Origin of the sequence: Rhodopila sp., from assembly GCF_965276935.1 — a bacterium.
GTDB lineage: Bacteria > Pseudomonadota > Alphaproteobacteria > Acetobacterales > Acetobacteraceae > Rhodopila.
In genome coordinates this window covers 1,517,251-1,543,526 of sequence record NZ_CBDIBS010000003.1, presented here as the reverse complement: position 1 = coordinate 1,543,526, position 26,276 = coordinate 1,517,251, and the positions used below count along the sequence as shown (strand labels likewise).

General features: G+C 65.8%; 31 protein-coding genes and 1 tRNA gene. 14 read left to right on the top strand and 18 right to left on the bottom strand.

Going from position 1 to position 26,276, the window contains the following annotated elements; translation table 11 throughout:
- The first annotated feature begins 35 nt into the window (after positions 1-35).
- The 3 genes from ACQY4S_RS15055 to ACQY4S_RS15045 are packed head-to-tail and all read left to right on the top strand — an operon-like array spanning position 36 to position 1,519.
- Positions 36-269 carry a hypothetical protein gene (locus tag ACQY4S_RS15055; RefSeq protein WP_428486007.1) on the top strand — a complete coding sequence of 78 codons (234 nt, stop codon included), beginning with the start codon at positions 36-38 and terminating at the stop codon, positions 267-269.
- Positions 270-287: 18 nt separating this feature from the next.
- Positions 288-749: a hypothetical protein gene (locus tag ACQY4S_RS15050; protein WP_428486006.1), complete on the top strand. Its 462-nt coding sequence runs from the start codon at positions 288-290 to the stop codon at positions 747-749.
- Positions 749-1,519 (top strand): hypothetical protein, encoded by a 771-nt coding sequence (locus ACQY4S_RS15045; RefSeq protein ID WP_428486005.1) that lies wholly within the window; start codon positions 749-751, stop codon positions 1,517-1,519. Before ACQY4S_RS15050 ends, ACQY4S_RS15045 begins: the two co-directional genes overlap by 1 nt.
- Positions 1,520-1,559: 40 nt before the next feature.
- Here ACQY4S_RS15045 and ACQY4S_RS15040 read toward each other — a convergent pair whose 3' ends face one another.
- Positions 1,560-3,098: a tetratricopeptide repeat protein gene (locus ACQY4S_RS15040; protein WP_428486004.1), complete on the bottom strand. Its 1,539-nt coding sequence runs from the start codon at positions 3,096-3,098 to the stop codon at positions 1,560-1,562.
- 225 nt (positions 3,099-3,323) lie between these two features.
- On the opposite strand from ACQY4S_RS15040, the gene ACQY4S_RS15035 reads away from it, so the two are divergent.
- From ACQY4S_RS15035 to ACQY4S_RS15025, 3 genes are all read left to right on the top strand, one after another.
- Positions 3,324-4,397, top strand: coding sequence for an MBL fold metallo-hydrolase (locus ACQY4S_RS15035; RefSeq protein WP_428486003.1), 1,074 nt, complete (start codon positions 3,324-3,326; stop codon positions 4,395-4,397).
- A 314-nt stretch (positions 4,398-4,711) separates the two neighbouring features.
- Positions 4,712-5,740, top strand: a complete 1,029-nt coding sequence (locus ACQY4S_RS15030) for an LLM class flavin-dependent oxidoreductase (RefSeq protein WP_428486002.1) — start codon at positions 4,712-4,714, stop codon at positions 5,738-5,740.
- 3 nt (positions 5,741-5,743) lie between these two features.
- The gene (locus tag ACQY4S_RS15025; protein WP_428486001.1) at positions 5,744-6,541 is read left to right on the top strand and encodes an N-acyl homoserine lactonase family protein; all 798 of its coding nucleotides are present in this window, start codon (positions 5,744-5,746) and stop codon (positions 6,539-6,541) included.
- A 147-nt stretch (positions 6,542-6,688) separates the two neighbouring features.
- Here the strand turns inward: ACQY4S_RS15025 and ACQY4S_RS15020 are convergent, their stop codons facing one another.
- Complete coding sequence (locus tag ACQY4S_RS15020) at positions 6,689-8,449, bottom strand: PHA/PHB synthase family protein (RefSeq protein ID WP_428486286.1); 1,761 nt, start codon at positions 8,447-8,449, stop codon at positions 6,689-6,691.
- A 204-nt stretch (positions 8,450-8,653) separates the two neighbouring features.
- On the opposite strand from ACQY4S_RS15020, the gene ACQY4S_RS15015 reads away from it, so the two are divergent.
- The 3 genes from ACQY4S_RS15015 (at position 8,654) to ACQY4S_RS15005 (ending at position 12,441) form a co-directional block, all read left to right on the top strand.
- Positions 8,654-9,676 (top strand): OmpA family protein, encoded by a 1,023-nt coding sequence (locus tag ACQY4S_RS15015; RefSeq protein WP_428486000.1) that lies wholly within the window; start codon positions 8,654-8,656, stop codon positions 9,674-9,676.
- 28 nt (positions 9,677-9,704) lie between these two features.
- Positions 9,705-10,940 carry an LL-diaminopimelate aminotransferase gene (locus ACQY4S_RS15010; protein WP_428485999.1) on the top strand — a complete coding sequence of 412 codons (1,236 nt, stop codon included), beginning with the start codon at positions 9,705-9,707 and terminating at the stop codon, positions 10,938-10,940.
- Between the two features lie 208 nt (positions 10,941-11,148).
- Positions 11,149-12,441, top strand: a complete 1,293-nt coding sequence (locus ACQY4S_RS15005; RefSeq protein ID WP_428485998.1) for a homoserine dehydrogenase — start codon at positions 11,149-11,151, stop codon at positions 12,439-12,441.
- Here ACQY4S_RS15005 and ACQY4S_RS15000 read toward each other — a convergent pair.
- Positions 12,438-13,007 carry a Uma2 family endonuclease gene (locus ACQY4S_RS15000; protein WP_428485997.1) on the bottom strand — a complete coding sequence of 190 codons (570 nt, stop codon included), beginning with the start codon at positions 13,005-13,007 and terminating at the stop codon, positions 12,438-12,440. The genes ACQY4S_RS15005 and ACQY4S_RS15000 overlap by 4 nt on opposite strands.
- Positions 13,008-13,114: 107 nt before the next feature.
- On the opposite strand from ACQY4S_RS15000, the gene ACQY4S_RS14995 reads away from it, so the two are divergent.
- The 3 genes from ACQY4S_RS14995 to ACQY4S_RS14985 are packed head-to-tail and all read left to right on the top strand — an operon-like array spanning position 13,115 to position 16,294.
- Complete coding sequence (locus tag ACQY4S_RS14995; protein WP_428485996.1) at positions 13,115-14,281, top strand: acyl-CoA dehydrogenase family protein; 1,167 nt, start codon at positions 13,115-13,117, stop codon at positions 14,279-14,281.
- 1 nt (position 14,282) lies between these two features.
- Positions 14,283-15,413 (top strand): ATP-grasp domain-containing protein, encoded by a 1,131-nt coding sequence (locus ACQY4S_RS14990; RefSeq protein ID WP_428485995.1) that lies wholly within the window; start codon positions 14,283-14,285, stop codon positions 15,411-15,413.
- Entirely contained in the window at positions 15,410-16,294 is an 885-nt protein-coding gene (locus ACQY4S_RS14985) for a succinate--CoA ligase subunit alpha (protein ID WP_428485994.1), read from the top strand. Before ACQY4S_RS14990 ends, ACQY4S_RS14985 begins: the two co-directional genes overlap by 4 nt.
- A 104-nt stretch (positions 16,295-16,398) precedes the next feature.
- On the opposite strand, the gene ACQY4S_RS14980 is transcribed toward ACQY4S_RS14985, so the two are convergent.
- On the bottom strand, positions 16,399-17,202 hold the full coding sequence (locus ACQY4S_RS14980; RefSeq protein ID WP_428485993.1) for an HpcH/HpaI aldolase family protein: 804 nt from the start codon (positions 17,200-17,202) through the stop codon (positions 16,399-16,401).
- Positions 17,203-17,473: 271 nt separating this feature from the next.
- Here ACQY4S_RS14980 and ACQY4S_RS14975 point away from each other — a divergent pair.
- Positions 17,474-17,548, top strand: a tRNA-Thr gene (locus ACQY4S_RS14975).
- A 75-nt stretch (positions 17,549-17,623) separates the two neighbouring features.
- Here the strand turns inward: ACQY4S_RS14975 and ACQY4S_RS14970 are convergent.
- The 12 genes from ACQY4S_RS14970 to ACQY4S_RS14915 form a co-directional block, all read right to left on the bottom strand.
- On the bottom strand, positions 17,624-18,469 hold the full coding sequence (locus tag ACQY4S_RS14970) for a tyrosine-type recombinase/integrase (protein WP_428485992.1): 846 nt from the start codon (positions 18,467-18,469) through the stop codon (positions 17,624-17,626).
- 59 nt (positions 18,470-18,528) lie between these two features.
- Positions 18,529-18,849, bottom strand: a complete 321-nt coding sequence (locus ACQY4S_RS14965) for a helix-turn-helix domain-containing protein (RefSeq protein WP_428485991.1) — start codon at positions 18,847-18,849, stop codon at positions 18,529-18,531.
- Complete coding sequence (locus tag ACQY4S_RS14960; protein ID WP_428485990.1) at positions 18,842-19,069, bottom strand: hypothetical protein; 228 nt, start codon at positions 19,067-19,069, stop codon at positions 18,842-18,844. The genes ACQY4S_RS14965 and ACQY4S_RS14960 overlap by 8 nt, the downstream gene beginning before the upstream one ends.
- Positions 19,062-19,421, bottom strand: a complete 360-nt coding sequence (locus ACQY4S_RS14955; RefSeq protein WP_428485989.1) for a DUF4326 domain-containing protein — start codon at positions 19,419-19,421, stop codon at positions 19,062-19,064. The genes ACQY4S_RS14960 and ACQY4S_RS14955 overlap by 8 nt, the downstream gene beginning before the upstream one ends.
- Positions 19,418-20,599 (bottom strand): hypothetical protein, encoded by a 1,182-nt coding sequence (locus ACQY4S_RS14950; protein WP_428485988.1) that lies wholly within the window; start codon positions 20,597-20,599, stop codon positions 19,418-19,420. Before ACQY4S_RS14950 ends, ACQY4S_RS14955 begins: the two co-directional genes overlap by 4 nt.
- A complete protein-coding gene (locus ACQY4S_RS14945; RefSeq protein ID WP_428485987.1) occupies positions 20,596-21,039 on the bottom strand; it encodes a hypothetical protein in 444 nt (147 codons plus the stop codon). The genes ACQY4S_RS14950 and ACQY4S_RS14945 overlap by 4 nt, the downstream gene beginning before the upstream one ends.
- Positions 21,036-21,890: a DUF5131 family protein gene (locus tag ACQY4S_RS14940; RefSeq protein WP_428485986.1), complete on the bottom strand. Its 855-nt coding sequence runs from the start codon at positions 21,888-21,890 to the stop codon at positions 21,036-21,038. Before ACQY4S_RS14940 ends, ACQY4S_RS14945 begins: the two co-directional genes overlap by 4 nt.
- Positions 21,883-23,553, bottom strand: coding sequence for a ParB N-terminal domain-containing protein (locus tag ACQY4S_RS14935; protein ID WP_428485985.1), 1,671 nt, complete (start codon positions 23,551-23,553; stop codon positions 21,883-21,885). The genes ACQY4S_RS14940 and ACQY4S_RS14935 overlap by 8 nt, the downstream gene beginning before the upstream one ends.
- A gap of 3 nt (positions 23,554-23,556) precedes the next feature.
- Positions 23,557-23,913, bottom strand: a complete 357-nt coding sequence (locus ACQY4S_RS14930) for a hypothetical protein (RefSeq protein ID WP_428485984.1) — start codon at positions 23,911-23,913, stop codon at positions 23,557-23,559.
- Positions 23,913-24,344, bottom strand: coding sequence for a hypothetical protein (locus ACQY4S_RS14925; RefSeq protein ID WP_428485983.1), 432 nt, complete (start codon positions 24,342-24,344; stop codon positions 23,913-23,915). The genes ACQY4S_RS14930 and ACQY4S_RS14925 overlap by 1 nt, the downstream gene beginning before the upstream one ends.
- Entirely contained in the window at positions 24,341-24,583 is a 243-nt protein-coding gene (locus ACQY4S_RS14920) for a hypothetical protein (RefSeq protein ID WP_428485982.1), read from the bottom strand. The genes ACQY4S_RS14925 and ACQY4S_RS14920 overlap by 4 nt, the downstream gene beginning before the upstream one ends.
- 244 nt (positions 24,584-24,827) lie before the next feature.
- Entirely contained in the window at positions 24,828-25,247 is a 420-nt protein-coding gene (locus tag ACQY4S_RS14915; RefSeq protein ID WP_428485981.1) for a helix-turn-helix domain-containing protein, read from the bottom strand.
- A gap of 42 nt (positions 25,248-25,289) precedes the next feature.
- On the opposite strand from ACQY4S_RS14915, the gene ACQY4S_RS14910 reads away from it, so the two are divergent.
- Positions 25,290-25,520 (top strand): transcriptional regulator, encoded by a 231-nt coding sequence (locus tag ACQY4S_RS14910; RefSeq protein ID WP_428485980.1) that lies wholly within the window; start codon positions 25,290-25,292, stop codon positions 25,518-25,520.
- Positions 25,521-25,723: 203 nt separating this feature from the next.
- Here the strand turns inward: ACQY4S_RS14910 and ACQY4S_RS14905 are convergent, their stop codons facing one another.
- Both ACQY4S_RS14905 and ACQY4S_RS14900 read right to left on the bottom strand, forming a co-directional pair.
- Positions 25,724-26,014, bottom strand: a complete 291-nt coding sequence (locus ACQY4S_RS14905) for a hypothetical protein (RefSeq protein ID WP_428485979.1) — start codon at positions 26,012-26,014, stop codon at positions 25,724-25,726.
- A 15-nt stretch (positions 26,015-26,029) separates the two neighbouring features.
- Complete coding sequence (locus tag ACQY4S_RS14900) at positions 26,030-26,176, bottom strand: hypothetical protein (RefSeq protein WP_428485978.1); 147 nt, start codon at positions 26,174-26,176, stop codon at positions 26,030-26,032.
- Positions 26,177-26,276: the final 100 nt, after the last annotated feature.

Genomic DNA, 26,276 nt, shown 5'->3' with positions numbered 1-26,276 from the left:
GAATGCATTTCTTTTCATTCATCCGGAGTCATTACATGGATCTCATGACAGCGCTGGCCGCCATTCCGGCCGCCGGTCCGCTACTGCCCTATATCGCCGCCGCCATCACAATCTGCGCCGGCGTCGCGATCGCATTGCCACATCCCGCCGCCGGCGCGACAGGCATCTATCCGACGATTTACGCCGTGGTGAACTTCATCGCGCTGAATTTCGGTCACGCCAGGAACGCCGAGGCCCCAGCCGCGCCGAGGACACCGCCCGCGGCTTAATTTGAAAGAATCCTTGTCATGAATCGCCGAATTTTGCTCCGCGCGGCCGCGCTTGCGCCGGCCGCCAGCCTGATGGCTTGCGCGACGCAAGCGCCCTCGCAACTCGCGACCGATGTAACCTTGATTGCCTCCGGACTCACGGCGGCAATTGCTCAAATCAAGCAAATCCCCGCCGTGCCCAGCGCAACCGTCACCCAGCTTGACGCCTATCTGGCGGCGGTCCAGGCGGACGCCGCCCAGGTTGCCGGTGCCACCAGCGCACCCGCGACCTCCACCGTGCAGCAAATCGCCCAGGTCGTGCAGGCCGTGGCATCGACCGTCTTGCCGTTGGTTCCGGGTGGATCGGTGGTCGAGGCGACGGTCCAGGCCGCTGTGTCGCTGCTGCCGGCGGTTATGGCGGAGATCGGCGTGTCGGGCGCCACTGCGCCAATGAAGTTCACACCGGATCAGGCTCGGCTGATTCTGGCGGCGGCGCATTGATGCGGCTCGGGCGGCGCCCGCACGACAAGCTGGCGCTCGCTCGCGCGCCGTCGCATCGCTTCGGCATCGCACCGCCACCGCCGGTGCTGGATCGAGGTGACGTCGCGTTCATGCCTGAACTCTATTCAAATGATATAATACCGGATTGTACAGCCGCCGCGCTGGCCAATGCCGCCCGCGGCATCGCGGCGTTGAACGGCTTCGGCCTGGTTGTCGATCAGGCGTGTGTGCCGGCCTTCTACGGCGCCTGTGCCGGTCATCCGCCCGACCTCGCGGCAACCGACGGCGTCGTCATGCTGGATGTGCTTCAGCGGCAGGCCAGCCTGGGCTTTGATATCGGCACCCAGTGCCTGTTTGGACTGTTCGGGACGCTGGACGTGCGAAGCCGATCCGCACTCGCCCATGGCATCGCCCGCCTTGGCGCCGGCTACTGGGGTGTCACACTGCTGGAGCGCGACATGCAGCGTGCCGCGGTGTGGGACGTTCAGGACGGCCGCGATGACGGCGAGATTGCCGGCGGCCATGCGGTCATCGCCTGGGACTACACCAGCCTGTCGGACGACGGGACAGTGCGCCTCGGCACCTGGGGCTGCTGGCAGCGCGCCACCTGGGCCTGGATTGCCGCTCGTTTGGACGAGGCGCATGGCGTCTGCTGGCGGCAACTGGAGCGCGCGGACGGCACCTTCTACGATCGGCTGACCGCGGACGGGCTGGTGGCGGAGATTACCGCCAGCCAGTGTCCTGCCCCCGAAGTTCGTCATACCTTGTGATGGACGGAGGGGATAAGCAGGCCACTGAAAACAAGGAACACTAGCCTGGCACAGTAATGAGAAGCTGTTCCTGCCGACCTCCAGCAACTGCTTCGTCCGCAACGTGAACCAGATCCCGCATCACCTCGGCTAACACGCCACGCCAGTCGCCGGGCCGCTCCTGGCGAAGCAGGCGAGCCGACGCATACCATGGGCTGTCCTCCCGTCCCAGCAGCCAGCGCCAGTCCGGCGCGGCCGCCAGCAGCACCCAGACCGGCTTGCCCAGCGCCCCGGCCAGGTGCGCGATCGAGGTATCCACGCTGACGACGAGGTCCAGGCACTCCATCAACGCCGCGGTCTCCGAGTAGTCGGTCAAATGCGCGGTCAGATCGGGTAGTCCAAGCCCAGCGGCGGCAGGACCATGCTGCAGGTTGACGAAGGTCAGGCCAGGAAGCGCCGGCAGCGGAACGACCTGGTCGAGCGGGATGGAACGCCGCCGGTCGTTGCCATGAGCCGGGTTGCCGGCAAACGCCACGCCAACCTTCCGGCCCTGCGGCAGCCGCGCCCGCCAGGCCGCCGCACGATCCGGGTCAGCCCGCAAGTAGCCGGCCGCACCCGGGATCGTCTCAAGCGTCGTGCCGAGGACGTGGGGCAGGCTCATCAGGTCGATCCAGCTATCGAAGGACGGCAGCGGGTCAAAACTGGATACAACCCGAACGCCTGCCATGCGGCGGATGAGTGGCACCATTGCCGGTGCGCAAACCAGGATCGGAGCGCCGCCGGCATCGCGTATCACCGGCAGGAAGCGGGCGAACTGGATGATGTCGCCAAGACCTTGTTCCGCACGCACCAGGATGGTTCGGCCGGCGGGGTTGCGCCCATCCCATTCACAGCCAGGAAGCGAGACGAAATCGCGTTGATACGGGCCATGCCGCTTGCGCCATTCAAAGGCGGCAAAGCCACGCCGCAGATCGCCGCTCAACAGCGCCGCGATGGCCAGGTTCCAGTGCCCCTGGGTGAACGCCGGACGCAGCCGGATCGACGCCTCGCAGGCCTCGATCGCTGCCGTGGTCTGGCCCCGCGCGGTCAACATATAACCCAGGCTGGCGTACGCCTCCGGCAGGGCCGGGTCCAACCGGACCGCCGTCCGGCAAAGCCGTTCCGCGGCCTCCAGGTCATCCAGGTCGGCCCAGGCATTGGCCAGATTGAGGCACGACGGCGCGTGATCGGGCAGAAGCGCCATCGCGCAGGTCAGCGCCGCGCAGGCTTTCACCGGCTCGTCCAGCGCATTCAGGGCGGTGCCGCGGGCAAAATGCAGCTCGCCATCGTCCGGGGCGTTCGCCAGGCAGGCGTCGGCCTGCAGCAGGGCTTGCCGGAACTCGCCCGCCGCCAGCAAGGCCCGCACCAGGTTCCGCCGCACCCCCGGATGGGCGGGCTGCCGTCGCAGCGCGGCAGTCAGCAGGCTCGCGGCATGATCCGCATCGCCGTCCCGCAACGCCAGCAATCCGTCAATGTACAGGCGGCGACCGTCGTCGGGATCGGCCGCGCGGGAATGGGAGGCGGCAGCCTGACAAGCCGCGGTGACCGTGCGATCGCGCATGGGGCGATCCTGCCACCGAATGGTTAACGACTGCTGAACGGCGCCAGATCGACCGAGCCGGCCGCATGCCTTCCGGTCGCTGCGGGACGGACGCCGGGTGGCAGGCGCACGCCATGGAGCAGCGGAAGACTGGCCGCATGATACGTCCAGCCTCAATCTACGTCGGGCCGCTTATCGACGTATTGTGATATGAGAATTTATCGCTTGAAATGGCGGTTCGGTGATATGAATATCCTCCATAAGGTCGCAACGGGGGTATTAATGATCTTCCGCCAGTTGTACGACGCGGTGTCCGGCACCTACACCTACCTGCTCGCCTCCCGCCGTGGAGGCGAGGCGTTGATCATCGATCCGGTGCTGGAAAAGGTGGATCGATATCTGGCGCTGATCCGTGAACTGGACCTGCGCCTGGTCAAGGCCGTCGATACCCATCTGCATGCCGACCACATCACCGGTCTCGGCGCGCTGCGTGACCACACGCGGTGCATCACCGTCATGGGCGAGCAGTCCAGCATCGACGTCGTGTCGATGCGCCTGTCGGACGGCGACCTGATGCGGATCGAAGGTCTGGAACTGGAGGCAATCTACACGCCTGGGCACACCGATGATTCCTACAGCTTCCGGATGTCCGACCGGGTGTTCACCGGCGACACGCTGCTGATCCGCGGCACCGGCCGGACCGATTTCCAGAACGGCAGCGCGCGGGCGCAGTACGAGTCGATCTTCAACCGACTTCTGCGGCTGCCGGACGAGACGATGGTGTTTCCGGCGCACGATTACAAAGGCGACACGGTCAGCACGATTGGCGAGGAAAAGCGCTGCAACCCGCGCCTGCAGGTGCGGTGCGTCGACGATTACGTGGCATTGATGAACGGCCTGAACCTGTCGAACCCGAAGATGATGGATGTCGCGGTTCCGGCCAACATGCGCCAGGGGCTGGCGCAGCAGGACATCGCGCGCCAGGGTTGGGCTATCACCGCCGAACGGGCGCGGGCAATGACCGGTTGCAAGGACACAATGCTGATCGACCTGCGGGAACGGACGGAGCGGCAGAAGTACGGCGCGATCCCCGGCTCGCTGCACGTACCCTATTCCGATCTTGAGGCGAACATCCAGCCGAACGGCATGCTGCATGGACTGGCATCCGCCACCGGCCGTCAAATCCTCTTTTACTGCGCCTTCGGTGAACGCTCGGCCATGGCGGTGCGGGCAGCGCACGAAGCCGGACTGGAGACGGCGTATCATATCCATGGCGGCCTCGATGCCTGGAAAAAAGCGGATGGTCCGCTGACCCACTGAAGTTGCGCGAACCTGGACAGGCCGCCGACCCGAGAGTACGAGTACGGCAGCTCAAGGGGGAACGTCGCGATGACGACGGTAAGGGTCGATGGACCAATAACAGCCGTGGATCAGGCATGGGTAGGCGGCTCCGTCATGGCGGGTGCAGGCCCGCTATCCCTGCCCTTGTCGAGACCAGCACCGCGCGGCGTGGATGTAGGGCGTGTGCTCGCCATGACGTTGAAGGTGCGCCGCGCCCCGGCAACCGGTCGGCTTGTTGATCAGCCGGCCGTGGCGTGCCTGCCGGGGCCCCGCAGCATCAGGGTGTATCAGCCATGAAACTGGGCATCTTCGACCATATGGATCGCGGCTTGGCGCCGCTGGATCGCTTCTATGAGGAGCGGCTGAAGCTGGCTGAAGCCTATGATCACGCAGGCTTCTACGGCTATCATGTCGCTGAACATCACGCGACACCCTTGGGCGTGGCGCCCTCGCCAGGGGTCTGGCTGGCGGCGGTTGCGCAGCGCACCAGGCGGTTGCGGTTCGGTCCGCTGGTGTACCTGCTGCCGCTGTATCATCCGATCAAGCTGCTGGAAGAGATCTGCATGCTCGACCAGATCAGCGGCGGCCGGATGCTGCTGGGCGTCGGGCGCGGCATCTCGCCGATCGAGCTGCGGTATTACGGGCTGGACCCGGAGCAGACACCGGCAATGTATGCCGAGGCGCTGGAGGTGATTTTGCGTGGCATGACCTCTCCGGCGCTGAACTTTGAGGGCAAGTACTATCAATACCATGACGTGCCGATGGAGATGACGCCGTTCCAGACGCCATACCCGCCGCTCTGGTATGGGCTGGGCCGGCTGGAAGCCGTGCCTTGGGCGGCCAGGAACCGGGTGAACATCGTCGGCAACTTGCCAGGCGCCGGAATGCGGGCGCTGACCGACCGCTATCGCACGGAATGGAACGCATTGGGCAACGATCCCGCCGATCTGCCGCTGATGGGGGTCGGCCGCCATGTCGTTGTCGCGCAGACTGAAAAGGAAGCGCTGGAGATCGCGCGGCGCGGCTACGACAAATGGCGCGCCAGCTTCCTGAAGCTTTGGATCCAGCATGGCACGACGCCGGTCATGCACGCGCTTTTCCCCGAGCGTTTCGAGCATGCGGAAGCGCAAGGCCGCGCCGTCGCGGGCACGCCGGACAAGGTCCGCGACTTTCTGCAGCAGGGCATCGACGAGGCCGGCCTGAACTACCTGCTCTGCCGCTTCGCCTTCGGCGACATTACCGGCGACGAGGCGCTGAACTCCATCGACCTGTTCACCCGCCACGTGATGCCAAGCCTCACCGCCCACCAGCCGGACAGGTAGGTGATGACAGCGGAATATGAGTTGTTCGCCTTGCGCTATGCCACGCGTCAGGCGCGGCGGCACGAACACTTCATCGGTGGTGATCCGCATGATGGACCGATGCCGATGGACTACTTCGTCTGGGTGGCCCGCAACGCCGACCGGGCGGTGGTGATCGATATCGGCTTTACCGCTGACAGCGGCGCCAAGCGAGGCCGGCGGCTGGAACGCTGCCCGATTGAATCACTCACGCTGCTTGGCGTTGATTCGGCGCTGGTGGAAGACGTCATCCTGACGCACATGCACTACGACCATGTGGGAAACTTCCACAAGTTCCCCAGGGCACGGTTTCATCTGCAGGAGCCGGAAATTCATTACGCCGTCGGCCGCTACATGCGGCACAAGCAACTGGCTCGCAGCTTCGAACCGGATGATGTTTGCGGCATTGTGCGGCTCAATTTTGAAGGCTGGGTCGTTTATCATAATGGACCGGTCGAGGTGATGCCGGGCATCAGCATCGTGCCGACGGGCGGCCATTCGGCCGGCCTGCAATTCGTCAAGGTGAACACCCGGCGCGGCGCCGTTATACTGGCGTCCGACGTGACGCACTTCTATGAGAACATGGAGGCATACCGTCCGTTCACGACGGCCTTCCATGTCGGTGAGATGCTGGATGCCTTCGATACGCTGCGCGCCCACGCGGCATCTCCCGGCCTGATCGTGCCTGGACATGATCCGCTGGTGATGCAGCGTTATCCGGCGCCGTCGCCGGACCTTGAAGGCATTGTCGTGCGTCTGGACGTAGCGCCCACGAAGGCCTGATCAAGGTCGGCAAGCGGCAACCGGAGTTGACTCGCGCCTCGACCGTCCGCGTTGAGCGCCTGAGGCTGTCCCAGTCAAAAGCCGTTAATCGTGCGATCAACAATGAGTTGAAGCGCGACTCCTGCGTCAACCTCAACCAATCGCGCTTTAAGACAGCCGCACCTTGACGTAGCTGCCCGGCGCATCCTCAAGAGTCTGCAACTTTGCGTCGCCGGGATGTCGAGCCGGGACCTGAGCCTTGTTGAACGACAGGATCCAGCGGTGCCAGTCGGGCCACCATGATCCCGCCATCTCGGTGGCGCCCGCCAGCCAGGCTTCCGGCTCAGCCGGCAGGTCCTTGTTGATCCAGTGGCCGTACTTGCCGCCATCCGGCGCATTTACCACGCCGGCGATATGGCCGGAGGCCGCCAGCACGAAGCGCTTCGACCCGCCCAGCAACTGCGTGCCGCGATAGGTCGATTTCCAGGGTGCGATATGATCCTCCCGCGTCGAGAGGAAATAGGCCGGCACCTTGACGCGGCTCAGGTCGATCGGCACGCCATCCAGAGTGATGCCGCCGGGCTCCGCCAGCAGGTTCGTCTGATACATGTTGCGCAGGTAAAAGCTGTGCATCCGCGCCGGCATCCGGGTGGAGTCGGCGTTCCAGTACAGCAGGTCGAACGGGAATGGATCGTTTCCCATCAAGTAGTTGTTGACAACGAAGGACCAGATCAAATCGTTGGCTCGCAGCATGTTGAAGGTCGTCGCCATCTCGCTGCCTTCCAGATAACCTCGCTTGTTCATCTTTTCTTCAAGCGCCTGGAGTTGTTCCTCGTCAATAAAGACGCCCAGTTCGCCGGCCTCGCGGAAGTCCATCATGGTGACAAAGAACGTTGCCGTCTTGATCCGGTCGTCGTTCTTCTCCGCCATGTAGGCCAGCGTGGAGGCAAGCAAGGTACCGCCCAGGCAGTAGCCGATGGCGTCGACCTCGTTCTCGCCAGTGGCCGCTTCGATCGCGTCGAGCGCGGCGAGATAGCCTTCCTTCATGTAGTCCTCGAAATTCTTCTCGGCCAACTGCTCATCCGGATTGACCCAGGAGATCATGAACACGGTATGGCCTTGCGCCACCGCCCAACGGACGAAACTGTTCCGCGGGCGCAGGTCGAGGATGTAGAACTTGTTGATCCAGGGCGGGGCGATCAGCAGCGGCCGCTTCAGCACTTTCTCGGTCGTGGGATCATACTGGATCAACTGCATCAGGTCGTTCTGGAACACCACCTTGCCGGGAGATACCGCGATGTTCTCGCCAAGGCTGAAGGCGTCGGTATCGGTCATCTTGATGCGCAGCTTGCCCTTGCCGCGCTCCAGGTCGCTCAGCATGTTGTTCAAGCCCTTGAGCAGGTTCTCTCCGCCGGTCTCAGCGGTCTTGCGCAAGACCTCCGGATTGGTCAGCAGGAAATTGGACGGGCTCATCGCATCGACGAACTGGCGAGCGTAGAAATCGACCTTCTGCGCGGTCTTGGGGTCCAGCCCGTCGACATGGGTCACCACGTCCTGAACAAAGCGGGCCGACAGCAGGTAGGACTGCTTGATGAAATCGAAGACCTCGTTTTCCTTCCAGGCCTCGTCCTTGAAGCGCCGGTCGGAGGCAGGGGGATTTATCACGGCCGCGGCCTCGATCCCCATGATGCGCTTGGCGGTGTTCTGCCACAGGGTCATGTAGTCCTGCCAGAATCCAAGCTGGGCCTGCATCAGCCTGGCCGGATTTACCATCATGCGTGTGGTCATTTCCATGAAGGCCCTGCCGATGTTCAATGGGTCCGTGTGATGCTCCGACTCCGACTGACGCTTCAGCCAATCCGTCACGATGCGCTGCGACCGCTCCGCGATATCGGCCATGGAACGGCCGACCACGTTCGGGTCGGGCATCTTGTAGCCAGCGGCGTCCGAGGGTGCTGCGATGTTGGCGGGGTAGTTGCCCGCGCTCTTGTCGTTTTGGGCCATGAACAGACATCCTTTGCGTCCGCGCCACCAGCGGCTACACAAGCGGCCGTTAGCGAAGAGCGGTTCCGATATATGGTGATCAGCAGAGATGGCGCGCAACCTAGTGGCGCGGGAATGTGCGTTCAAGCCGTGTCTGTCGGGTTCTTCCGCGGCGTGCGCCAGATCGTCTGTTTCGGTTTGGCCGCCTGTCTTCTGACCGGCTGTTCAACGCTGGGTTCCATCAATCCGGTAAACTGGTGGCACCGCCAGGAGGGCGGCAAGATCGCCGAGGAGCGCCCGGCCCCGCCGGGGGCCAATCAGGCTTATCCGAACCTGTCCACCGTGCCGGGAAAGCCGCCGGCGCCGGATGCCGCCGCGTTGCAGAAGCTTACGGATTCTCTGGTAGCGGACCGGACCAATGCGCAACACGCGGCCGAGACGGCGCCGCTGGCCGATCCGTCGTCGCCAAGTGCCTCGCCGACGCTGTTTGGCGTTGGCACGGCACCCCCACCGGGTCCGGCATCACCACCCCAGACGCCGGCAACGCCAGTCTCGGGTACCCCGGCACCGGGCACGCCAGCCACGGGTACCCCGGCTTCGGGTGCGCCGACCGCGAGCGCTTCACTGCCGGCGGTTAGCGCACCGCCCGCTCCAGCGACGGCGCCCACGCCGGCGCCCCGCCGACCGGTGCGGAGTGCGCCGCTTGAACCGCCAGCTCCGGCGCCAGCCACGACCGCCAGCGCGGCCCCCGAACCTGGAGCGGCCGCTCCGCCCGCGGCCGCTCCGCCAGCCTTGCCCGCCGAACCGCCGCCGCGTCCGCAGGCGGCCGGCTCGCCGCCGCCGCCGGTGGCCGTCCCGGTGCCGATGCCGTCGCCCGCCGCCGGTCCCGCCGCCACTGTCGTGTTCGCCGGTGAGTCCGCCAACCTGTCGTCGCCGGCCGCCGACGATGTGAAAGCCTTCGCCGGCAAGCGCGGCAATGGCGTGATCCTCGTCACCGGATTTGGCGACGCGGCCGCCAGCGATCCATCGGCGCAGTCGGCGGCGCTGACCCTGGGGCTGTCGCGCGCCCAGGCGGTGGTCGAGGCGCTGAAGCAGGCCGGGGTGCCCGGCAACGCAATCCGCGTCAGTGCAGAAGCGTCCGGTCGCGGCGCCTCGCTGCACGTGATACAATAATTCTGTATCAAGCCGTGAAAGGCCTGTCATGAGCTGCGACTCCGCCGGCGAATTCCATCGCATCCGTCGTCTTCCGCCGTATGTCTTCGCCGAGGTAAACACGGCCAAGGCGAAGGCGCGCGGTGCCGGCGAGGACATCATCGACCTTGGCATGGGCAATCCTGACAGCCCGACGCCGCCGCACATTGTCGCCAAATTGATCGAGACGGTGCAGGACCCGCGTTCGCACCGCTACTCCGTCAGCAAGGGCATACCAGGTCTGCGGCGGGCGCTGGCGGGATACTACCAGCGGCGGTTCGGTGTGCGTCTCGACCCGGAGACCGAGGTGGTCGCGACGCTCGGATCAAAGGAAGGGCTGGCGAACCTGGCGGCAGCGATCACCAGCCCGGGCGACACGATCCTGGTGCCCAACCCATCCTACCCGATCCACCAGTTCGGCTTCATCATCGCCGGCGCGGCGGTGCGCAGCATTCCGGCGATCCCCGATGACGACATGCTGCGGGCGCTGGACCGCGCGGTGCGTCACTCCGTGCCAAAGCCGACGGCGCTGATCGTGAATTTTCCGTCCAACCCGACCGCCTACCTGGCGGATCTGGATTTCTACCGGGAGATCGTCGCCTTCGCCCGCCGGCACGAGATCTGGGTGATGTCCGATCTGGCCTACGCCGAGATCTATTTCGGCGACAAGATGCCCCCGTCCATCCTGCAGGTGCCGGGGGCGAAAGCTATCGCGGTGGAGTTCACCAGCCTGTCGAAGACCTACTCCATGCCTGGGTGGCGGATGGGGTTCGCGGCGGGAAACCCTCGGCTGATCAACGCACTGACACGAGTGAAGTCATATCTGGACTACGGCGCCTTCACCCCGATCCAGGTCGCCGCCGCGGCCGCATTGACCGGGCCGCAGGATTGCGTGGAGCAGATGCGAACGCTTTACCGCGAACGCCGCGACGTGCTGATCAAGGGTCTGGCCTCGGCCGGATGGGATCTGCCGTCTCCCGAAGGATCGATGTTCGCCTGGGCGCCGGTACCGCCGCGTTACGCATCGCTAGGCAGCGTCGAATTCTCCAAGCTGCTGCTGGAGCGGGCAAAAGTCGCGGTTGCTCCAGGTCTAGGCTTCGGCGAGCATGGCGAGGGCCATGTCCGCATTGCCCTGGTGGAAAACACCCACCGTCTGCGCCAGGCCATCCGCAACATCCGCGCCTTCATGCAGACCGGCTCCAACATCGCGGAGGCCGCGGCGCTGTCCGAAATGGGGGTGTCTTGAGGAAGCCAGGTCAGGGGGCGCTGCCCCCTGGGCCCCTGCCAGGGGCGACGCCCCTGGACCCATTCATGTTTGGGTCTGGGAGGGGGCCTGCCGAGGTGTCGAAACGCCTGTGTCGTTTCCGCCCCCTCCCAGACCCAAACAAAGCGGGTTCTAAGGGCGTTACGCCCTTAGCGGGGTCCAGGGGCAGCGCCCCTGGCCTTGCTCGCCCATGACCCGCCCCCTCTCGGTCGCGCTGGCCGGCCTGGGCACCGTCGGCGGCGGCGTGCTGAAGCTGCTCCGGGACAATGCGGACGTCGTCGCGGCGCGGGCCGGCAGGCCGATTGCGGTGACGGCGGTGTCGGCGCGGGACCGATCCAAGGATCGTGGATTCCCGGTGACTGGATTGCGTTGGTATGAGGATCCGGTTGCTCTGGCGGCTGACCCCGCAGTGGATGTGGTCGTGGAGTTGATCGGCGGTTCCGAAGGGCCGGCGCGGACGCTAGCCCAGGCCGCGATCAACGCGGGCAAGCCGCTGGTGACCGCCAACAAGGCCCTGCTGGCAGTGCATGGCGCGGACCTCGCCGAGGCCGCCGAGGCGCAAGGTGTGCCGCTGGCGTTCGAAGCGGCGGTCGCCGGCGGCATTCCGGTCATCAAGGCGCTGCGGGAGGGTCTGGCCGGCAACCGCATCAGCGCCGTCGCCGGCATCCTGAACGGCACCTGCAACTACATCCTGACCCAGATGCGCGAGCGAGGCCGCGAATTCGCCGAGGTTCTGGCCGACGCGCAGAAGCTGGGCTACGCCGAAGCCGATCCCAGCTTTGACATCGACGGTGTCGACACCGCGCACAAGCTGGCGATCCTGGCTGCCCTTGCGTTCGGCCGGCCGGTGGCGTTCGACCAGGTGCACATCGAGGGCATCCGCCGAATCTCCGCCCTCGACATCGCCTTCGCCACCGAACTCGGCTATCGCATCAAGCTGCTTGGCATTGCCCGCCAGACCGACGCGGGGATCGAGACCCGCGTGCATCCCTGCATGGTGCCCTGGGCGGCGCCGATCGCGCGGGTGGACGGGGTGTTCAACGCGGTGGTGGCGGAGGGCGATTTCGTCGGCCGGGTGATGCTTGAAGGCCGCGGGGCAGGGGCGGGACCAACCGCGTCCGCCGTGGTCGCCGACCTGATCGACATCGCGCGAAACCGTTTCACGCCAGTATGGGGCGCTGCGGCCGCTGCGTTGTCCAGCGTGCCGTCGGTGCCGATCGGCGCCCATGTCGGGGCCTATTACCTGCGCCTGATGGTGGTGGACCGACCAGGCGTCATCGCCGATGTGACGGCGATCCTGCGCGACATCGGCGTTTCGCTGGAATCGATGCTGCAACGCGGCCGCAGCCCCGGCGAGGCTGTGCCGGTGGTGCTAGTGACGCACGAAACCCAGGAAAGCGCAATGCGGCAGGCACTGGACCGGATCGGCGCGCTGGATACGGTGATGGAAGCGCCGACGCTGATCCGGATCGATGCGGGTTAGCCGGTCGCGAGCCTGGTGCCGCGATAGATCGCGGTGATGTCGACGCTGAAGTCGATGCTTGTCAGCTCCAGCACACCCGCCTCAATCTTCATGGGCCGTTCCGGCCAGTTGCCGCTGGCGTCGCGGCGCAGCAGTTCGGCGCCGATCGCGGTGCTGCGAATGATCAGGATTTCCTTGAGCGAGGGAATACTGGTGTAAGCCCAAATATTGGTCCAGGTTTCCGCCTGGTTGCTGGGCGAAAGGATCTCGACCACCAATACTGGATCGGTCAGGTAATACTCTTCCTGCTGGTAGGACGAGCACGTGATGGCCAGATCGGGAATACGAAAGTTGATGTCGGCCCGGATACGGGGAACGATACCGGGCGTCGGAATGATGGAGCACGGACTGCCGCAATCTACAAAGTGATTGCGAATCAGCGCGTTAAGCTCACCCAAAATGCCGTTGTGCGTCCGGCTGCCAGGCGCCATGGCCTGCGGTTCGCCGTCGACGAGTTGCCACGGCGGCCCCCATGGAGCGTCCCAGGCGAGGAATTCCTGCAAGGTCATGAATGACGGTATGCGCACTGCCGCTTCCATGTCGCTGACATAGCAGATCGCTTCCTGGCCGCCTAGGTTTGCACTTGCGTCCGCTCTGACTAGACTTCGCGCGGTGATCACCGGGGGTCGGCAACATGGACTTCAACCTCAACGCGCAGCAGCGGGACATGATCGCCTCGGTGCGGGCGCTGGCGCAGACCGACTTCAAGGCCCGTGCCATGCGCTGGATGGACGGCACCTTCCCGTGGGAGAACATGAAGCAGCTTGCCGACCTTGGCGTGCTGGGGATGTCGGTGCCGGAGGAATACGGCGGCCTGGGCCTGCCGATACTGGACACCGCGCTGATCCTGGAGGAAATCGCCAAAGTCGACTACGTCACCGCGATGGCCGTGCTGGGGGAGGCGGGGGTGCAGACACGGGTGATCGCCCGTTATGCACCCGCTTCGATCCGCGACCGAATCCTGCCCAAGGTGGTCAGTGGCGACTGCATCCTGGCGGTGTGCATGACGGAGCCGCATGCCGGAACGGATGTCGCAAATTACCGAACCAACGCGCGGATTATTGGCGACCGGGTCATCCTGAAGGGCACCAAGACGCTGATCAGCCGAGCGCGTGAGGCCGGAATGTTCGTGGTGTTCACGCGGGTGGCGGGCAAGCCGGGGCGGGAAGGAATCGGTTGCGTGCTGGTCGAACCCGATACCAGGGGCTTCGAGGTGACCAGCACCTATCACACCATGGGCGGCGAGAATCTGCACGAGATCCAGTTCAACGACTGCGAGCTGCCGCTGGAGAACCTGGTCATCCGCGAGGACGGCTTCCGGCAACTGCTTACCGCGTTCAATACCCAGCGCTGCCTCAATCCATCGATATCGCTGGGCCTGGCGGAAGGCGCATTCGACGAGGCGGTGAACTATGTCCGGGAACGCACCGTCTTCAACAAGCCGATCGCCGACTTCCAGGGCATCCGTTGGAAGCTGGCCGACATGTTCAAAGACATCGAGGCGGGGCGGGGGCTGCTGTATCGCGCCTGCCTGACAGCGAACCCGTTCCCCGATCCGTTCATGGCGGCGGCGGCGAAAATCTTCTGCAACGAGATGTCGCTGCGGGTGACCAGCGAGGCGGTACAGGTGCACGGCGGCTTCGGCTTCACCGACGAATATCCGGTATCACGGCTTTACCGGGGCGCCCGTTACGGCTCCATCGGCGGCGGCGCGTCGGAGACGTTGCGGGACCTGATCGGCAAGAAGATCGTCGGCGACTTCGATGTCACCGACGGCATCATGGGCATGGGGACGTTCTGACGTGCTGCTGATCGAGGCGGACGGCAAGGCGCTGCTCGCTGCCGCCGGTATTCCGGTTCCGCTCGGCGTGGTGGTGACAGCCGAGTTGCCGGCGCTGCCAGGTGCGGGGCCGTGGATGGTGAAGGCGCAGGTGCCGGTGGGCGGCCGTGGCAAGGCGGGTGGCGTGGTGCGCTGCCAAACCGCTGCCGATGTCGCCGCCACGACGTCGCAGATGCTGGGCAGCCGGCTGAAGGGGCACACCGTCGAGGCATGTCTGGTGGAGCAGGCGGCCGAAGGAGAAGAACGTTATCTAGCCGTCATGGTAGATCCTGGCAGCTACGGCTTGCGGGTGATCTATGCCGCGCAGGGCGGTATGGACATCGAATCGGCCGCGGGTGCCGTTCATGAGCGGCTTTGTCCGCTGCATTCGGGCGCTGTTGCCGAAGTGCTGGCCGATCTGATCGCGGACGAACCTCAATCCTGGCGCGCCCATCTCGCCGGCATCGGCAAGACGCTTGCGGATATGGTCATCGAGGGGGAACTGGCACTGGCGGAGATCAATCCTCTGTTTGTCAGCGAAACAGGCTGCCTTGCCGGCGATGCCAAGGTCGTCGTCGATCTGAACGCGGTGGACCGCCAGCCGGCGATCGCCGCGCTGATCGCCGGCCGCCCGACAACCTATCTCGACGCCGGTCGCAAGCTGGCCGAAGGGTTCGATTATGTCGAACTCGATCCGGAAGGCGAGATCGGCTTGGTCACCACCGGCGCCGGCCTGTCGATGATGCTGATCGATGAACTGACGGCGCGCGGTGCCAGGCCGTTGAACTTCTGCGACATCCGCACCGGCCAGATGCGCGGCAGCCCGGCGCGCCTGATGCGGGTACTGGAATGGATCACCGCAGCTTCCTCGTTGAAGGCCGTGCTGGTCAACATCTTTGCCGGCATTACCGATCTGGGCGAATTCGCCGGCCTGCTGGCCGCGGCCCTTGAGCAGTCGCCAAGACTGACCGTTCCGGTGGTGGCACGCCTGGTTGGCCGTGGCGCGATGGAAGCGCAACACATCCTGACCGAGAGGCGGCCTGGGATGCTGGTGACGGAAGACCTTGAGGAAGCCCTGACAGCGATAGACCTGATCGTCAGGACCGCGGCATGATTGGCGGCCTGTCACGCGCGACCCCGGTCATCGTCCAGGGCATTACCGGGCGCATGGGACGCAGCCATGCCGCGCTGATGCGGACCTATGGCACCAATATTGTCGGCGGAACCTCAATCCGGACGGACATGAAGACAGCCGCCGGGGTGCCGGTTTTCCCGAACTGCGCGGAGGCGGTGCTGGCAACCGGCGCCGTGGCCTCGGTCGTCATGGCGCCGCCAAACGAAACCCTGGCGGCGGTGCAGGAGGCGCTGGCGGCGGGTATCAAGCTTATTGTAACGGTTGCCGAAGGTGTCCCGTTGCATGACGCAATCAGGATTGGCCGAACGGTGCGGCGGGCAGGCGCGCAATGGGTGGGGGCCTCGACGCCGGGGCTGGCGGTGCCGGGCGAATGCAAGCTGGGGTTCCTGCCGGATGTCTGCCTGAATCCCGGGCCGATTGCGATCATGTCAAAGAGCGGCACGCTGTCCTACGAGGTCGGCTATCGCCTGGCGCGGGTGGGCCTGGGCCAGAGCATTTGGGTTGGCGTCGGCGGCGATGCGGTAAAGGGGCTTCGGTTTGCCGATCTGCTGCCGGTGTTCCTTGCTGACAGGCATACCAAGGGGATCGTGCTGGTAGGCGAGGTCGGCGGCACGGAAGAGGAGGATTGTGCCGACGCGTTTGCTTGCCTGGGTGCGCGAAAACCGCTGTTCGCGCTGATCGCGGGGCGAGAGGCAAAGGAAGGCATCTCGATGGGTCATGCCGGGGCGCTGGTGCATGGCGAAGCGGGCACCATGGCATCGAAGGTGCGGCGACTGACCGAGGCGGGGGCGACGGTATTTGGGTCGATCGAGGCGCTGATCGATCGTTGCGCACGGACCTACCGCTTTGACAAACGGTAAGGGCGTCTGTCGCTCAATTCATGATTGAAACAATCGTTCGCGCGGTGGCTGACCCCGCGTGGCCGACAAATAAACCGGGCTGCCGCATAGCGGCGCCGAGCAGACTATCCGATCGTCATCTCCCGCACCAACCGGGCCTTCTGGGCGCAGGCCGCGGCCAGGAACGCCAGATCCGTACCAGTCGAGACATAGCGCGCGCCCATTGTCACGAACTGCGTCATCAGGTCGTCCCGCGATGCCAAACCGCCGATGCCAACATGCTTGCCGACGCTGCGCGCCGCCGTGATGGCGCGGGCAAATGCATCTTTCAGCCTCGGGTGATCGTATTGGCCGGTGATCCCCATCTCCCCGCACAGATCGTTGCTGCCGACCAGCAGCAGGTCGACGCCTTCGGTGGCGATGATTGCTTCCACGTTCTCCAGCGCGGCGACGGTTTCCAGCATCACGACCAGTGACGTCGCATCGTTCATTGCCGCGTTCGTTTCGTTGATCGGGAAGCTGCGATACTGGTAATGCGACAACGGGCCACCCGCCGACCGATGGCCCAGCGGCGGGAACTTTATCAGGTCGACCATGGCTCTGGCCTCCTCGGCGGAGCGGACATGGGGCGTGATCACGCCCATTGCGCCGCCGTCCAGCACACGGCAGATGTACTCTGGCGTATTCGCCGGCACGCGGACCAGCGGTGTCACGCCGATCTGCTGCGCGGCGATGCAGATCTGGCACGTCGTATCGATCGACAGCGTGTTGTGCTCCAGGTCCACGTACAGCGTGTCGAAGCCGGCCGTCTTGGCGATCTGGGCGATCTCGATCGAGCGGGCCAGGCGCACAGTCATGGAAGCAACGACCTGATTGGCCGCCAGCTTGTCTTTCATATGGTTGCGCAGGATGCTGCGAAGCTCGGACATCAATCTTCTCCCGGTTGAACAGGTCTAGCGTGGAGACAAGACGGCTAGGGCGCAACGCCTTATGCCGCACGCCGATCAGCCTTTCCTGGACCATCAAGCCGCGACAAATCGGTCATGAGGGTCATCGGAAGGTGGCGCTTACCGAAAGACGCACGAACGCTGGAGTGCTGGCCGGCGCGGCGTGGGGAAGAATGCGCTGCCGATGCGTCGAAGTCAGGCTTGCGCCGGCGGGATCAAGCTTGTAGGTAGCGCTCCCGTCCGCATACCGGGCGCTGCTGTAGCTCAGTGGTAGAGCACTCCCTTGGTAAGGGAGAGGTCGAGAGTTCGATCCCCTCCAGCAGCACCATATTTTCAATGACTTAGACAAGGTTTACCGGAAACGATTTGAGCATTTCCGGGGCCACTGGCCCCGTCTTTCCGGCTACGATCCAGTTAGCGCAGCCACCGCGTTCCGCAGGAAATCCGGGCTGAACTTGGCATACACCCGCTCGGTCACCCGGCTGTCGCCATGGCCCAGCACGCGGGCGATCTGCTCCATCGGCACCCCCGCCATCGCCATCCACGTCGCCCCGGTATGGCGCAGGATATGCGGCGTCACACCCGGCAGCTCGGCCCGGATCGCCGCTGCCCGTGTGCCGGTCTTGACGCTGTGAACCTTGGCGCTGCCGTGCTCCACGACATAGCGGCTGGTGGCGGCATCGCGTACCATCCGCAGCAGCGGTAGCAGCTTGTCGCCGATCGGCACCACGACACGTTTCTTGCCGCCATCGACAAACCCGTAGTCGATCAGGTTCGTGCCGAAATCGACCCGGTCCCATGTCAGATCGAGAATAGCACCCGCCCGCGCCGCCGTGTAAAGCGCCAATGCTAGGAACGTCTTGATGTGCAGCGCGCGGGCGCTCTCCAGCAGCCGATCGGCTTCCGCGCGGGTCAGCCAGCGGTCGCGCGGCGGCGGCTGGCGCGGCACCGCGATATAGGGAATCTCCGAGATCCACTTCTCCCGCTGCGCCCATTTCAGCGCCGCCCGCAGCGTCAGTAGCTCGCGGATGATCGTGCCGTCCTGCGTCGGCTTCTTCCGGCGCGCATCCGGCGGCCCGACCATGTGCCCCTCGGCCCGCCGCCGCGACATGTAGAACCGGACCCGCTCGCGTGTCAGGTGGTCGGGCTGCAGTTCGCCCAGGTGGCGCACCAGCGCCTTGCCGCAGGCCGCCAGCGTGCCATAGGCGCGCACGACCGGTTTGCGATCCGCCAGATAGCCGGCAACCACGCTGGCGACCACCGGCGCCGGCGGCGGCTCCGGCGATCCGCGGCCGGCCTCGAACTGCGCTAGGAACCGCTCTGCCGCCCGGCGCTCCGCCTCCCCCGTTGAAACGCGCTGCCACGCGCCATCTTGCCACCATCGGACATAGAAACGATCACCGCGCTGGACGAGCCGGTATCGGGGAGCGTCGAGTTTACTGCGTGGCACTGGCGGCCCTCATACGATTCGATGTCGACAAGGCGGATGCGGATCAGGCTGCCGATGCGAAGATGGCCGAGCGCCTTGGCCGCGACCAGATCATAGACATGCCGATCCGATACGCCCCAGCGGGCCGCCACCTGGCGGACGCTGAAGGCGGTCTGGGTGAAGGGTGTTCCGTCAGACATCAGCAGTCTCCAGCATCATCCCTGGCCCCACCGGCACATCCACCGGCACCGGTCCCGCCATCGCCCGCGCTCGCGTCACCACGACCGCGATCGCCATCCCGTGGCAGTCGGCCTGGAACCGCACCAACTTCGGCACCGCCGGATCGAACGTCCACTCCAGGCGCTCGATCGGCTGGCGGCACGCGTGGCACCTCGGCCACCAAGTGGGTGGATCAACCACCGGCAGCCTCCCCAACACAAACCAGCGGCGCGTTGACGATGCGTAGCCAGACGTCCGCATGGCACGGCTGATCCAGCGGACACCAGCAGGCCAGGTTCTTGCCGCGCAATGCTTTGCTTCCAGCGCCGATCGAAGCGCCGTCGAAGGCAATGAACTTCTCGAACATCGCCACCGCCTCGGCGGCGCTCCCCGGAACCTTCGGCGGTTCGCGAAATCGCCAGCCGTAGGCTTGTAAAAGTCGTTTGTTGGGCGGTTCGCAGATGCGGATCGGGTTACCCCACTCCGTGGAGCGATCCACCTTCACGCGGCGGAGCTGGATGCGGCGCGGCGGCGCCTCGATCGGTCCGATCACGCCATCACCTCCGGGTGCTCCACCCCATCCAGCAACGCTCCCCGCTCCGCCGGCAACTGAATGGCATAGCCGCGGCTGCCGGGCCCGTTGCGGTCGCCGACCAGCATCGCCGGCGCGCCGATGCCGGCGAGCTTGAACCTGATCCGGTGCACCAGGACGCCGACCAGATTGACGCGGCTCTTTGTCCGGATCTCGGCGATGATGTCAGCCGCGGTGACAAACCGGCCGGCCCGCGCGGCGATGGCCTGCAGGATGGCGATCTCCTGCGGGGTGAACGGCACCGACTGCTCGCCGCAGCGCGCCGTCCGCGTCTGGCTGTCCAGCGTCACCGGGCCGAGGAACAGCACCTCCGGGTTGCCGGCCTCGCTGTCCCAGCCGACGCTGCCGGCCAGCAGGTCGACCAGCCAGGTCTTGTCGACCTTGCGAAAATCCACCGCCGCGGTGTTGGCGATGACGAACCCGCGCACCGCGCTGCGGTGGATCCACCACTGATCGCCGCCCTGCTGCTCGACCCGCGCGGTGCCGCGGCGCGACGCCCGCAGCCAGTCTTTCTCAATCCAGCGGATGATCGTGCCCGGATCGACACCGAACAGCTCCGCCAGGCCGCCCGCGGTGAAATGCTCCGGATCGGCGGTGCTCGCACCCAGCCGCTTGCGCTGCACCACGATGGCCACGTCCGACCGCTGGAACCCCGCCTTTTTCAGCATGGCGCGCAGCACCGCCGGGTCCAGATGGGCGTGCTCGGCGAGGATGTCGTTCTCGGCCTCGGTCCAGGGCAGCGCCTTGAACCGCGGCACCGCGATGCCAAGCCGCACGGCACGGCCATAGATCCATTGTCGCGGCCGGTCGATGCTCTGCGCCAGGCGCTTGACCGCGCCCTTGTCCGGGCACCCCTGATAGGTCTTGCGGATGGCGTCGTCGATCGCGTCGCTGGTTGCATAGGTCTGACGCCGCAGCGACGCGGCGTCCGCCGGCACGCGCAGCCCGAGCATGCTGGCCCGGGCATAGATCGACTTCGCACTGCGGCCGGGCAGCCGCGCCAGGCAGCCAGCCACCCCGCCTTTCGGATACGCGTCGCGCAGGATCACCTCCTCCCGTCCGGTCCAGAACCGGCGCGCGCCTTCACGCGGCGCCCCCACGGTCTCGGCGGTATCCAGCAGCAATCTCAGCGCGCTCATGCCGCGTCGTCCGAAGGACGCTCGGTTCGAGCGATGTCGTCCGAAGGACGCTCGGTTCGAGCGATGTCGTCCGAAGGACGCTCGGTTCGAGCGATGTCGTCCGAAGGACGCTCTGTTCGAGCGATGTCGTCCGAAGGACGCTCTGTTCGAGCGATGTCGTCCGAAGGACGCTCTGTTCGAGCGATGTCGTCCGAAGGACGCTCTGTTCGAGCGATGTCGTCCGAAGGACGCTCTGTTCGAGCGGTGCCCGCAAAACCCATGTCGAACAGATAGTCCGCCAGGATGTTGGCTTCATTCTCGCCGACGCGGACGGTCCGCGCGTCCTTGCCGCCAATCTTGATGCGGAACGATACGCCGCGGCCGGACTCGGCGAACACCTCGATCGTGTCCTTGCTGTTGATGGCGCACTTCGCCCGAAAGCTTTCCGCGCTCCGGTTCATGCCATCACCGCGCGGTGCTCGACCCCGTCCAGCACCGCTCCGGCCGCCGCCTTGCCGACGTGCTCGCCCTCGCGAAACTCCCCCCACTGCTTGAAGAAGAACGGGATGCCGTAATCCGCGCACTGATCGCGCAGCACGCGCAGCCAGTTCGCCTCGACCGGCCGGGCGTTGGGTCCCGACTCCCCGCCGGCGACCACCCACTCCAGCGTGCCGACGCCCTCGGTCAGACCGATCTCACCAAGTAACGGTTCGGCCGACAGCCAGCACCGCCAGCCAGCCTGGCGCAGCGCCATCAGCGGCGGTAGTCGCATATGAAACCATCCGCCGGTCTCCGCGCTGATCCCCAGCCGCACCTGCGGCAGCGGCCATACCCAGTCGATAGACGCATTGGTGATGTGCTTGCGCGACGACCGGAGCACTGCATACCGCGCCTCACGAATGCGAAATTTCGTGTGGAGATCAGCGAAATACGCCAGCATCAGAGCCGGTCGCTTGGTCAGCACCTGGAACCGGTGCCAGTCCGCCAGCGCCATCACCGCGAACACCTGGTCGCGCAGCGGGTCCGGCACCGCCGCATGGAACAGATCGCCGTGCGCGACCACGAAGATGTCACGCGAGCGGCACCAGTGCAGCGGCTGGTGCAGCCAACCATCCATGAAACGAACCGTGCCGTTCCACACCGGTCCGGCGCGGCTGTCGATCGTCAGCCCGGACCGGCTCGGCGTGTGCTTCAGCCGCGTTCCAGCCAGTCGCATGGCGTAGCAGTTGGTGCAGCCGGGGCTGATCACATCGCAGCCGATCAACGGGTTCCAGGTCGCGTGGGTCCATTCGATCAGGCTGTGGTCAGCCATGCCGCACCACCGGTGCCGGCGCCCCGAACGCCGCCGCATCCGGCCGCCAGGCCGGCAGCCTGCCGACCAGCCGCGCACGCAGCGCCGCCACCGTCCCAGTGGCCCTCTCGCCGAACGCCAGCGCGACCCGGCGCAGCTCGTCGCCGCCGACCTGCTTCAGGAAGTCCTCGGTATCGAACCGCGGCATCGCCTGGTTGGCGTCGATCGCCGCACCGATCCACTCCGCGGGCGCGCCGCTGGACGAATAATACAGACCAGCCACGCCAAACGACAGCACCCGCGCCATGACCTCACCGGCATAGCCTCGCGCATCCGCCATGCTGACCTCGTCCAGGCCGCCGCCGGGCAGCAGCACCCGGGCGGCGATGTCGCGAAAATTCCTCTGCTCGTAGGAATTATCGCCCGCTGCAACGTTCGACACGCTGACGTTCAGCGCCCCCCACGCCAGCACCATCAACACCAGCAACCGTTCCGCCGGCATCTCGGTCAGCCCGGTGCACAACGTCTCGCGCAGCGCCTGCGTTTTCGCCGCGTTGACCATCGTCAGTCCGGCCTTCGTCAGACCGGGTTTCTCCACCACCGCCGCCGGCACCTCAGCAGCCTCGTCGTCCGCGTCATCCTCCACGGCCTCGCCCGTGGGATCCCCAGTCGCCGTCTTGGCCTTCTCCACCTTCCGCGCCTCGGCCGCCTTCACCGCCTTGGTATCCTCGGCAAGGATGCGCTTCACCACACCCATGTCGTCGAGCGTCACGAATACGCACTCGACCCGCTTCGGCTTCTCGACGTCGCCAGTCCACACCCGCTTGAACCCGACCGGCAACTTCGGTGTGTGATTGTTGCTGTCGAAATCAACCAACTGGACACGCTGCTTCCTGGCCTGCGCGTCCGCCACCTGCGATTCCAACGCCTGGCGCTGCAGCCGCATGAACGTTTCCCCGTCAGTCGAGGTGTATTCCTCATCCGAACCCGGCTGGGCGAAGAAATCCACGTCCCATGTCATTGCGTCGGCATCGAACAGCGCGTTGCCTCGAAAGTAACGAGTGACCCGGCAGGCATGCGCGATGGCGTGCCAGCTCACCCGCTGCTCGTCGCCCCGTCGCCAGATCGCGTCCTTGCTCTTCACCGCCTTCGCCTGCATCGCGCGCGGCGCGCTGGCGATGATCCGCAACTCCCCATCGGTCGGCATTTCGTCGCCCGCCTCGATCAGCGCCAGCAGCTTCGGATCAAGCAGGCCCAACCGCTCCATCCGCCGCGTCTGCCGGTCGTCCAGGCCGAGCGCCGCGGCCGCATTGGCGAAGGTGAAGCCGCCGGCGACCAGGTCGCGCACCGCGCGCCACTGATCGGTCGGATGCATCGGCACCCGCACCATGTTCTCGGCGGCCTGCGCCGCCAGCGCCCACCCCTCGGTCATTCGGCCGACCTCGGCGGGGATTTCGTCCAGCCCGGCGGCACGCGCGCAGCGCAGCCGGCGCGCGCCGGCGACCAGCACGAAGCCGCTGCCGTTCGCGCACACGTCGTCCGAAGGGCGCGCTGTTCGCACCAGGATCGGCTGCAACACGCCTTGCGCCTGGATGCTGGCGGTCAGTGCCGCATCCGCCGCGGCGGAGGCTTTCATCCGGCGGGAATTGCCATTCTCATGCACGGCATCAATCCGGATCAGCATCCGTCAGGACCTTTCATAGCGCGCGAAGCACGCAACCACCCCACCCTGCGCCGCCGCCACCACCCGGCTCGGCACCCGCATCCGCGGCAGACCGGCCAGCGCCCGAAGCTGCAGGCACAGCACCCGCTCGCCGCAAGCCTCGGCGACGCCGGCCGCCTCCTCCAGCGCATCCGCCAGCAACAGCAGCGCGTCGCTGTCGGCCGCCGGGTCGCACAGCAACGCCGCCACCCCCGCCCGCAGCCAGCCCGGCACCGCCGGCGCGATCCGCGCCGCCACCGCCAGCCAGCCACCGCGGTCGCTCGGCCGCCACGCCGGCGTGGGTTTCGCCCATCGGTTCAACCAGACGACGTTCCGACGCATCAGCCGAACCTCCCCATGTCGCCCGGCCTTCGCGTGCAAGGCGCGCTGTTCGCCCGTCGCCTGCAAGGCGCGCTGTTCGCGCGACGCCGGCGCCGACGCGCCAGCCACGCGCAAAGCTGCCCCCACCAAGTCGCCTGCACGACACGCCGCGGCGGCGTCACCCGGCGGCCATGCGCGTCCAGGCACAGCCCGGCGAGGAATCGCGCCGCGGCCAGGCAGTCGATCCCCACTGGCGTCGGCCGGCCGCCGACCACCATCACCTGGCCGGGAAACGACTGGCGCAGCCAGGTGTCGTCGCCACCGAACAACGCCAGCAGCGTGCCCCGGCTGCTCAGCGCCAGCAGCGTGACCGCCCGCTCGGTGCCGTCGGCCAGCCGGAACACGTAGCGCGAGCCACAGACGCCGACCGGATGCAGGCTCAGGCCGCTCATGGCTCGGAACCCGCCACGCCGCGCGGCCGCGGCCGGCGGCCGGCGCGCAGCAGCATCTGCAGCAGTGGTTCACGCGCGGCGACGTTGATCTCGTCACGCAGTTCGGGGGCAACGCTGTCCTGCCAGCGCCGCACGATCGACAGCAGCGCCGTCTCCACCCGGTCCATCACGTCGAGGATCTCCGATCGCTTGGGCGGCCGCGGCGCCGTCGTCCGCTTCGTTGCAAAACGACGCGCCATTACCAAAACTGGCGGGAAAGATTTAATGCTTCGCCGCAAGATTTTATGACGTTATCGCTTGTTAACCCCCGGTTGTGTTCGGCAGGTTCACCCGAGCGTGAACGGTTGAAAGCAAAAGGGGGTGGGCGATGGAGCGCGGGCGGCATCGACGAAGCCTCGGTTGTCATGAACCCACGCTTACGTCAGGTAAGCTTAAATGACAACAGAAAAGCTACGCCAGGTAAGCATCATGCTTTCCGACCCGTCAGGCTGTGACGCGTTGACCCTTCGCTGGGCTGCTCTGCTGCTCTATCTCGGCTCTGACCGCGACCGAGGTCCGGAACAGGTTGAGGTGCGAGATCCGCTGGCCGGGTGTGAGTTGGCGATACAGCGTGACGATCTCGATCTCGTCCGCGTTGGTTAGCACCATCTCCGCCAGATCCGGCACCACGTTCTCGATGAAGTAGGACATCGGCTTGCCAGTGACACGGGCGATCGCGACCAGGTTCTCCCGACCCGGCAGCTTCTTCTGGCTCTCCCAGGCGCCGACCAGGCCATGGCTCACCCGTGTCGCCGTCGCCAGGGCGCGCTGCGATAACCCGGCTTCCCTGCGCGCCGCACTGATTCGACTGCCGATATGCACCACCCAAAAATAGGCGTTGAACCGTAGACCTGGGGTAAGCATTTTGCCCTTGCTCCCTGCGCTTACGTTGGGTAAGCATACGTTATGGCGACGCTTCTGATTATCCGCCGCGGTCGCGGCAGTCTCGCAAAGCTGGCCGAGGAACTCGGCCTGACCCGTGGTGCCGTGGCCAAATGGGATCGCGTGCCGGCCGAGCGGGTGGTCGAGGTCGAGCGGATCACGGGTATTCCCCGTGAGCAGTTGCGCCCTGATCTATACCGCCAACCGCTCGATGCCATCCATATCGCCGAAACGCAACCGGCCCGCGCCGCCTGATGCCTATCTACGCCCTGCACGCCGGCGACAACCGACAGAGCGTAATGGAACTGCTCGACGCCGGCAATCCAGTGTCTTCTTTTGCGCGCGTCATATTTACCTGGCGATCCTCGTCGCGGCACTCATCGAGCTTTCGCCGTAGCAATGTTGTTCTGTATCCAACACTGTGCCAATTGCGGTTCGTTGAACCAGCGTCGCCCGATCTACATCTCGCCCCCATGGCGGTTGCCCAGGCGCTTCCGGCGATCGCGCCACAGCACGGTAAGCGCCTCGAATGCCTCGACGAACCGTCCCTCCTGGCCTTCCGGCAGGCCCTCGGCGCGCGCCATCGCGCGGTCGAACGCCGACGGCTCGTCCTCGGCTGCCTGATCGACCCTCGCCGCCTGGCGAGCCGGGGACATTATGTCGACCAGAGCGAACGTCAGGGTGCGCGCCTGTTCCCAGGTAAATCCGCCGGCCTCAAGACATTCAGCAAACTTCAGCGGGTCAAACACGACGGCGCCCATCGCCTACAGCTTGCCCATCGCGTGCAGCACCAGTCCAAGCACGGCAGCCCCCCCGGCAAAGGCGGTGCCAAGCCCGGCGATCGCCTGCACCAGGAATTTCCTGTTCTCGGCTTTCATGTCGAACCGCATCTTCTCGATGTCCACAGTCATCTGGTCGATCCTGAGATCCTGAGCCTCGCGTGCTCGGCATCTTGGCCCGCTTCACGGTCCGCGATCTTCCTGGTCACGCGCGGTCACCTGGTGATCCTAG

Excerpts from the sequence above, each read along its gene's own strand:
- ACQY4S_RS15055 (WP_428486007.1), top strand. The coding sequence starts at position 36 with ATGGATCTCATGACAGCGCTGGCCGCCATTCCGGCCGCCGGTCCGCTA.
- ACQY4S_RS15050 (WP_428486006.1), top strand. The coding sequence starts at position 288 with ATGAATCGCCGAATTTTGCTCCGCGCGGCCGCGCTTGCGCCGGCCGCC.
- ACQY4S_RS15045 (WP_428486005.1), top strand. The coding sequence starts at position 749 with ATGCGGCTCGGGCGGCGCCCGCACGACAAGCTGGCGCTCGCTCGCGCG.
- ACQY4S_RS15040 (WP_428486004.1), bottom strand. The coding sequence starts at position 3,098 with ATGCGCGATCGCACGGTCACCGCGGCTTGTCAGGCTGCCGCCTCCCAT.
- ACQY4S_RS15035 (WP_428486003.1), top strand. The coding sequence starts at position 3,324 with ATGAATATCCTCCATAAGGTCGCAACGGGGGTATTAATGATCTTCCGC.
- ACQY4S_RS15030 (WP_428486002.1), top strand. The coding sequence starts at position 4,712 with ATGAAACTGGGCATCTTCGACCATATGGATCGCGGCTTGGCGCCGCTG.
- ACQY4S_RS15025 (WP_428486001.1), top strand. The coding sequence starts at position 5,744 with ATGACAGCGGAATATGAGTTGTTCGCCTTGCGCTATGCCACGCGTCAG.
- ACQY4S_RS15020 (WP_428486286.1), bottom strand. The coding sequence starts at position 8,449 with ATGCCCGACCCGAACGTGGTCGGCCGTTCCATGGCCGATATCGCGGAG.
- ACQY4S_RS15010 (WP_428485999.1), top strand. The coding sequence starts at position 9,705 with ATGAGCTGCGACTCCGCCGGCGAATTCCATCGCATCCGTCGTCTTCCG.
- ACQY4S_RS15005 (WP_428485998.1), top strand. The coding sequence starts at position 11,149 with ATGACCCGCCCCCTCTCGGTCGCGCTGGCCGGCCTGGGCACCGTCGGC.
- ACQY4S_RS14995 (WP_428485996.1), top strand. The coding sequence starts at position 13,115 with ATGGACTTCAACCTCAACGCGCAGCAGCGGGACATGATCGCCTCGGTG.
- ACQY4S_RS14985 (WP_428485994.1), top strand. The coding sequence starts at position 15,410 with ATGATTGGCGGCCTGTCACGCGCGACCCCGGTCATCGTCCAGGGCATT.
- ACQY4S_RS14980 (WP_428485993.1), bottom strand. The coding sequence starts at position 17,202 with ATGTCCGAGCTTCGCAGCATCCTGCGCAACCATATGAAAGACAAGCTG.
- ACQY4S_RS14965 (WP_428485991.1), bottom strand. The coding sequence starts at position 18,849 with ATGTCTGACGGAACACCCTTCACCCAGACCGCCTTCAGCGTCCGCCAG.
- ACQY4S_RS14950 (WP_428485988.1), bottom strand. The coding sequence starts at position 20,599 with ATGAGCGCGCTGAGATTGCTGCTGGATACCGCCGAGACCGTGGGGGCG.
- ACQY4S_RS14945 (WP_428485987.1), bottom strand. The coding sequence starts at position 21,039 with ATGAACCGGAGCGCGGAAAGCTTTCGGGCGAAGTGCGCCATCAACAGC.
- ACQY4S_RS14940 (WP_428485986.1), bottom strand. The coding sequence starts at position 21,890 with ATGGCTGACCACAGCCTGATCGAATGGACCCACGCGACCTGGAACCCG.
- ACQY4S_RS14935 (WP_428485985.1), bottom strand. The coding sequence starts at position 23,553 with ATGCTGATCCGGATTGATGCCGTGCATGAGAATGGCAATTCCCGCCGG.
- ACQY4S_RS14930 (WP_428485984.1), bottom strand. The coding sequence starts at position 23,913 with ATGCGTCGGAACGTCGTCTGGTTGAACCGATGGGCGAAACCCACGCCG.
- ACQY4S_RS14925 (WP_428485983.1), bottom strand. The coding sequence starts at position 24,344 with ATGAGCGGCCTGAGCCTGCATCCGGTCGGCGTCTGTGGCTCGCGCTAC.
- ACQY4S_RS14920 (WP_428485982.1), bottom strand. The coding sequence starts at position 24,583 with ATGGCGCGTCGTTTTGCAACGAAGCGGACGACGGCGCCGCGGCCGCCC.
- ACQY4S_RS14915 (WP_428485981.1), bottom strand. The coding sequence starts at position 25,247 with ATGCTTACCCCAGGTCTACGGTTCAACGCCTATTTTTGGGTGGTGCAT.
- ACQY4S_RS14910 (WP_428485980.1), top strand. The coding sequence starts at position 25,290 with ATGGCGACGCTTCTGATTATCCGCCGCGGTCGCGGCAGTCTCGCAAAG.
- ACQY4S_RS14900 (WP_428485978.1), bottom strand. The coding sequence starts at position 26,176 with ATGACTGTGGACATCGAGAAGATGCGGTTCGACATGAAAGCCGAGAAC.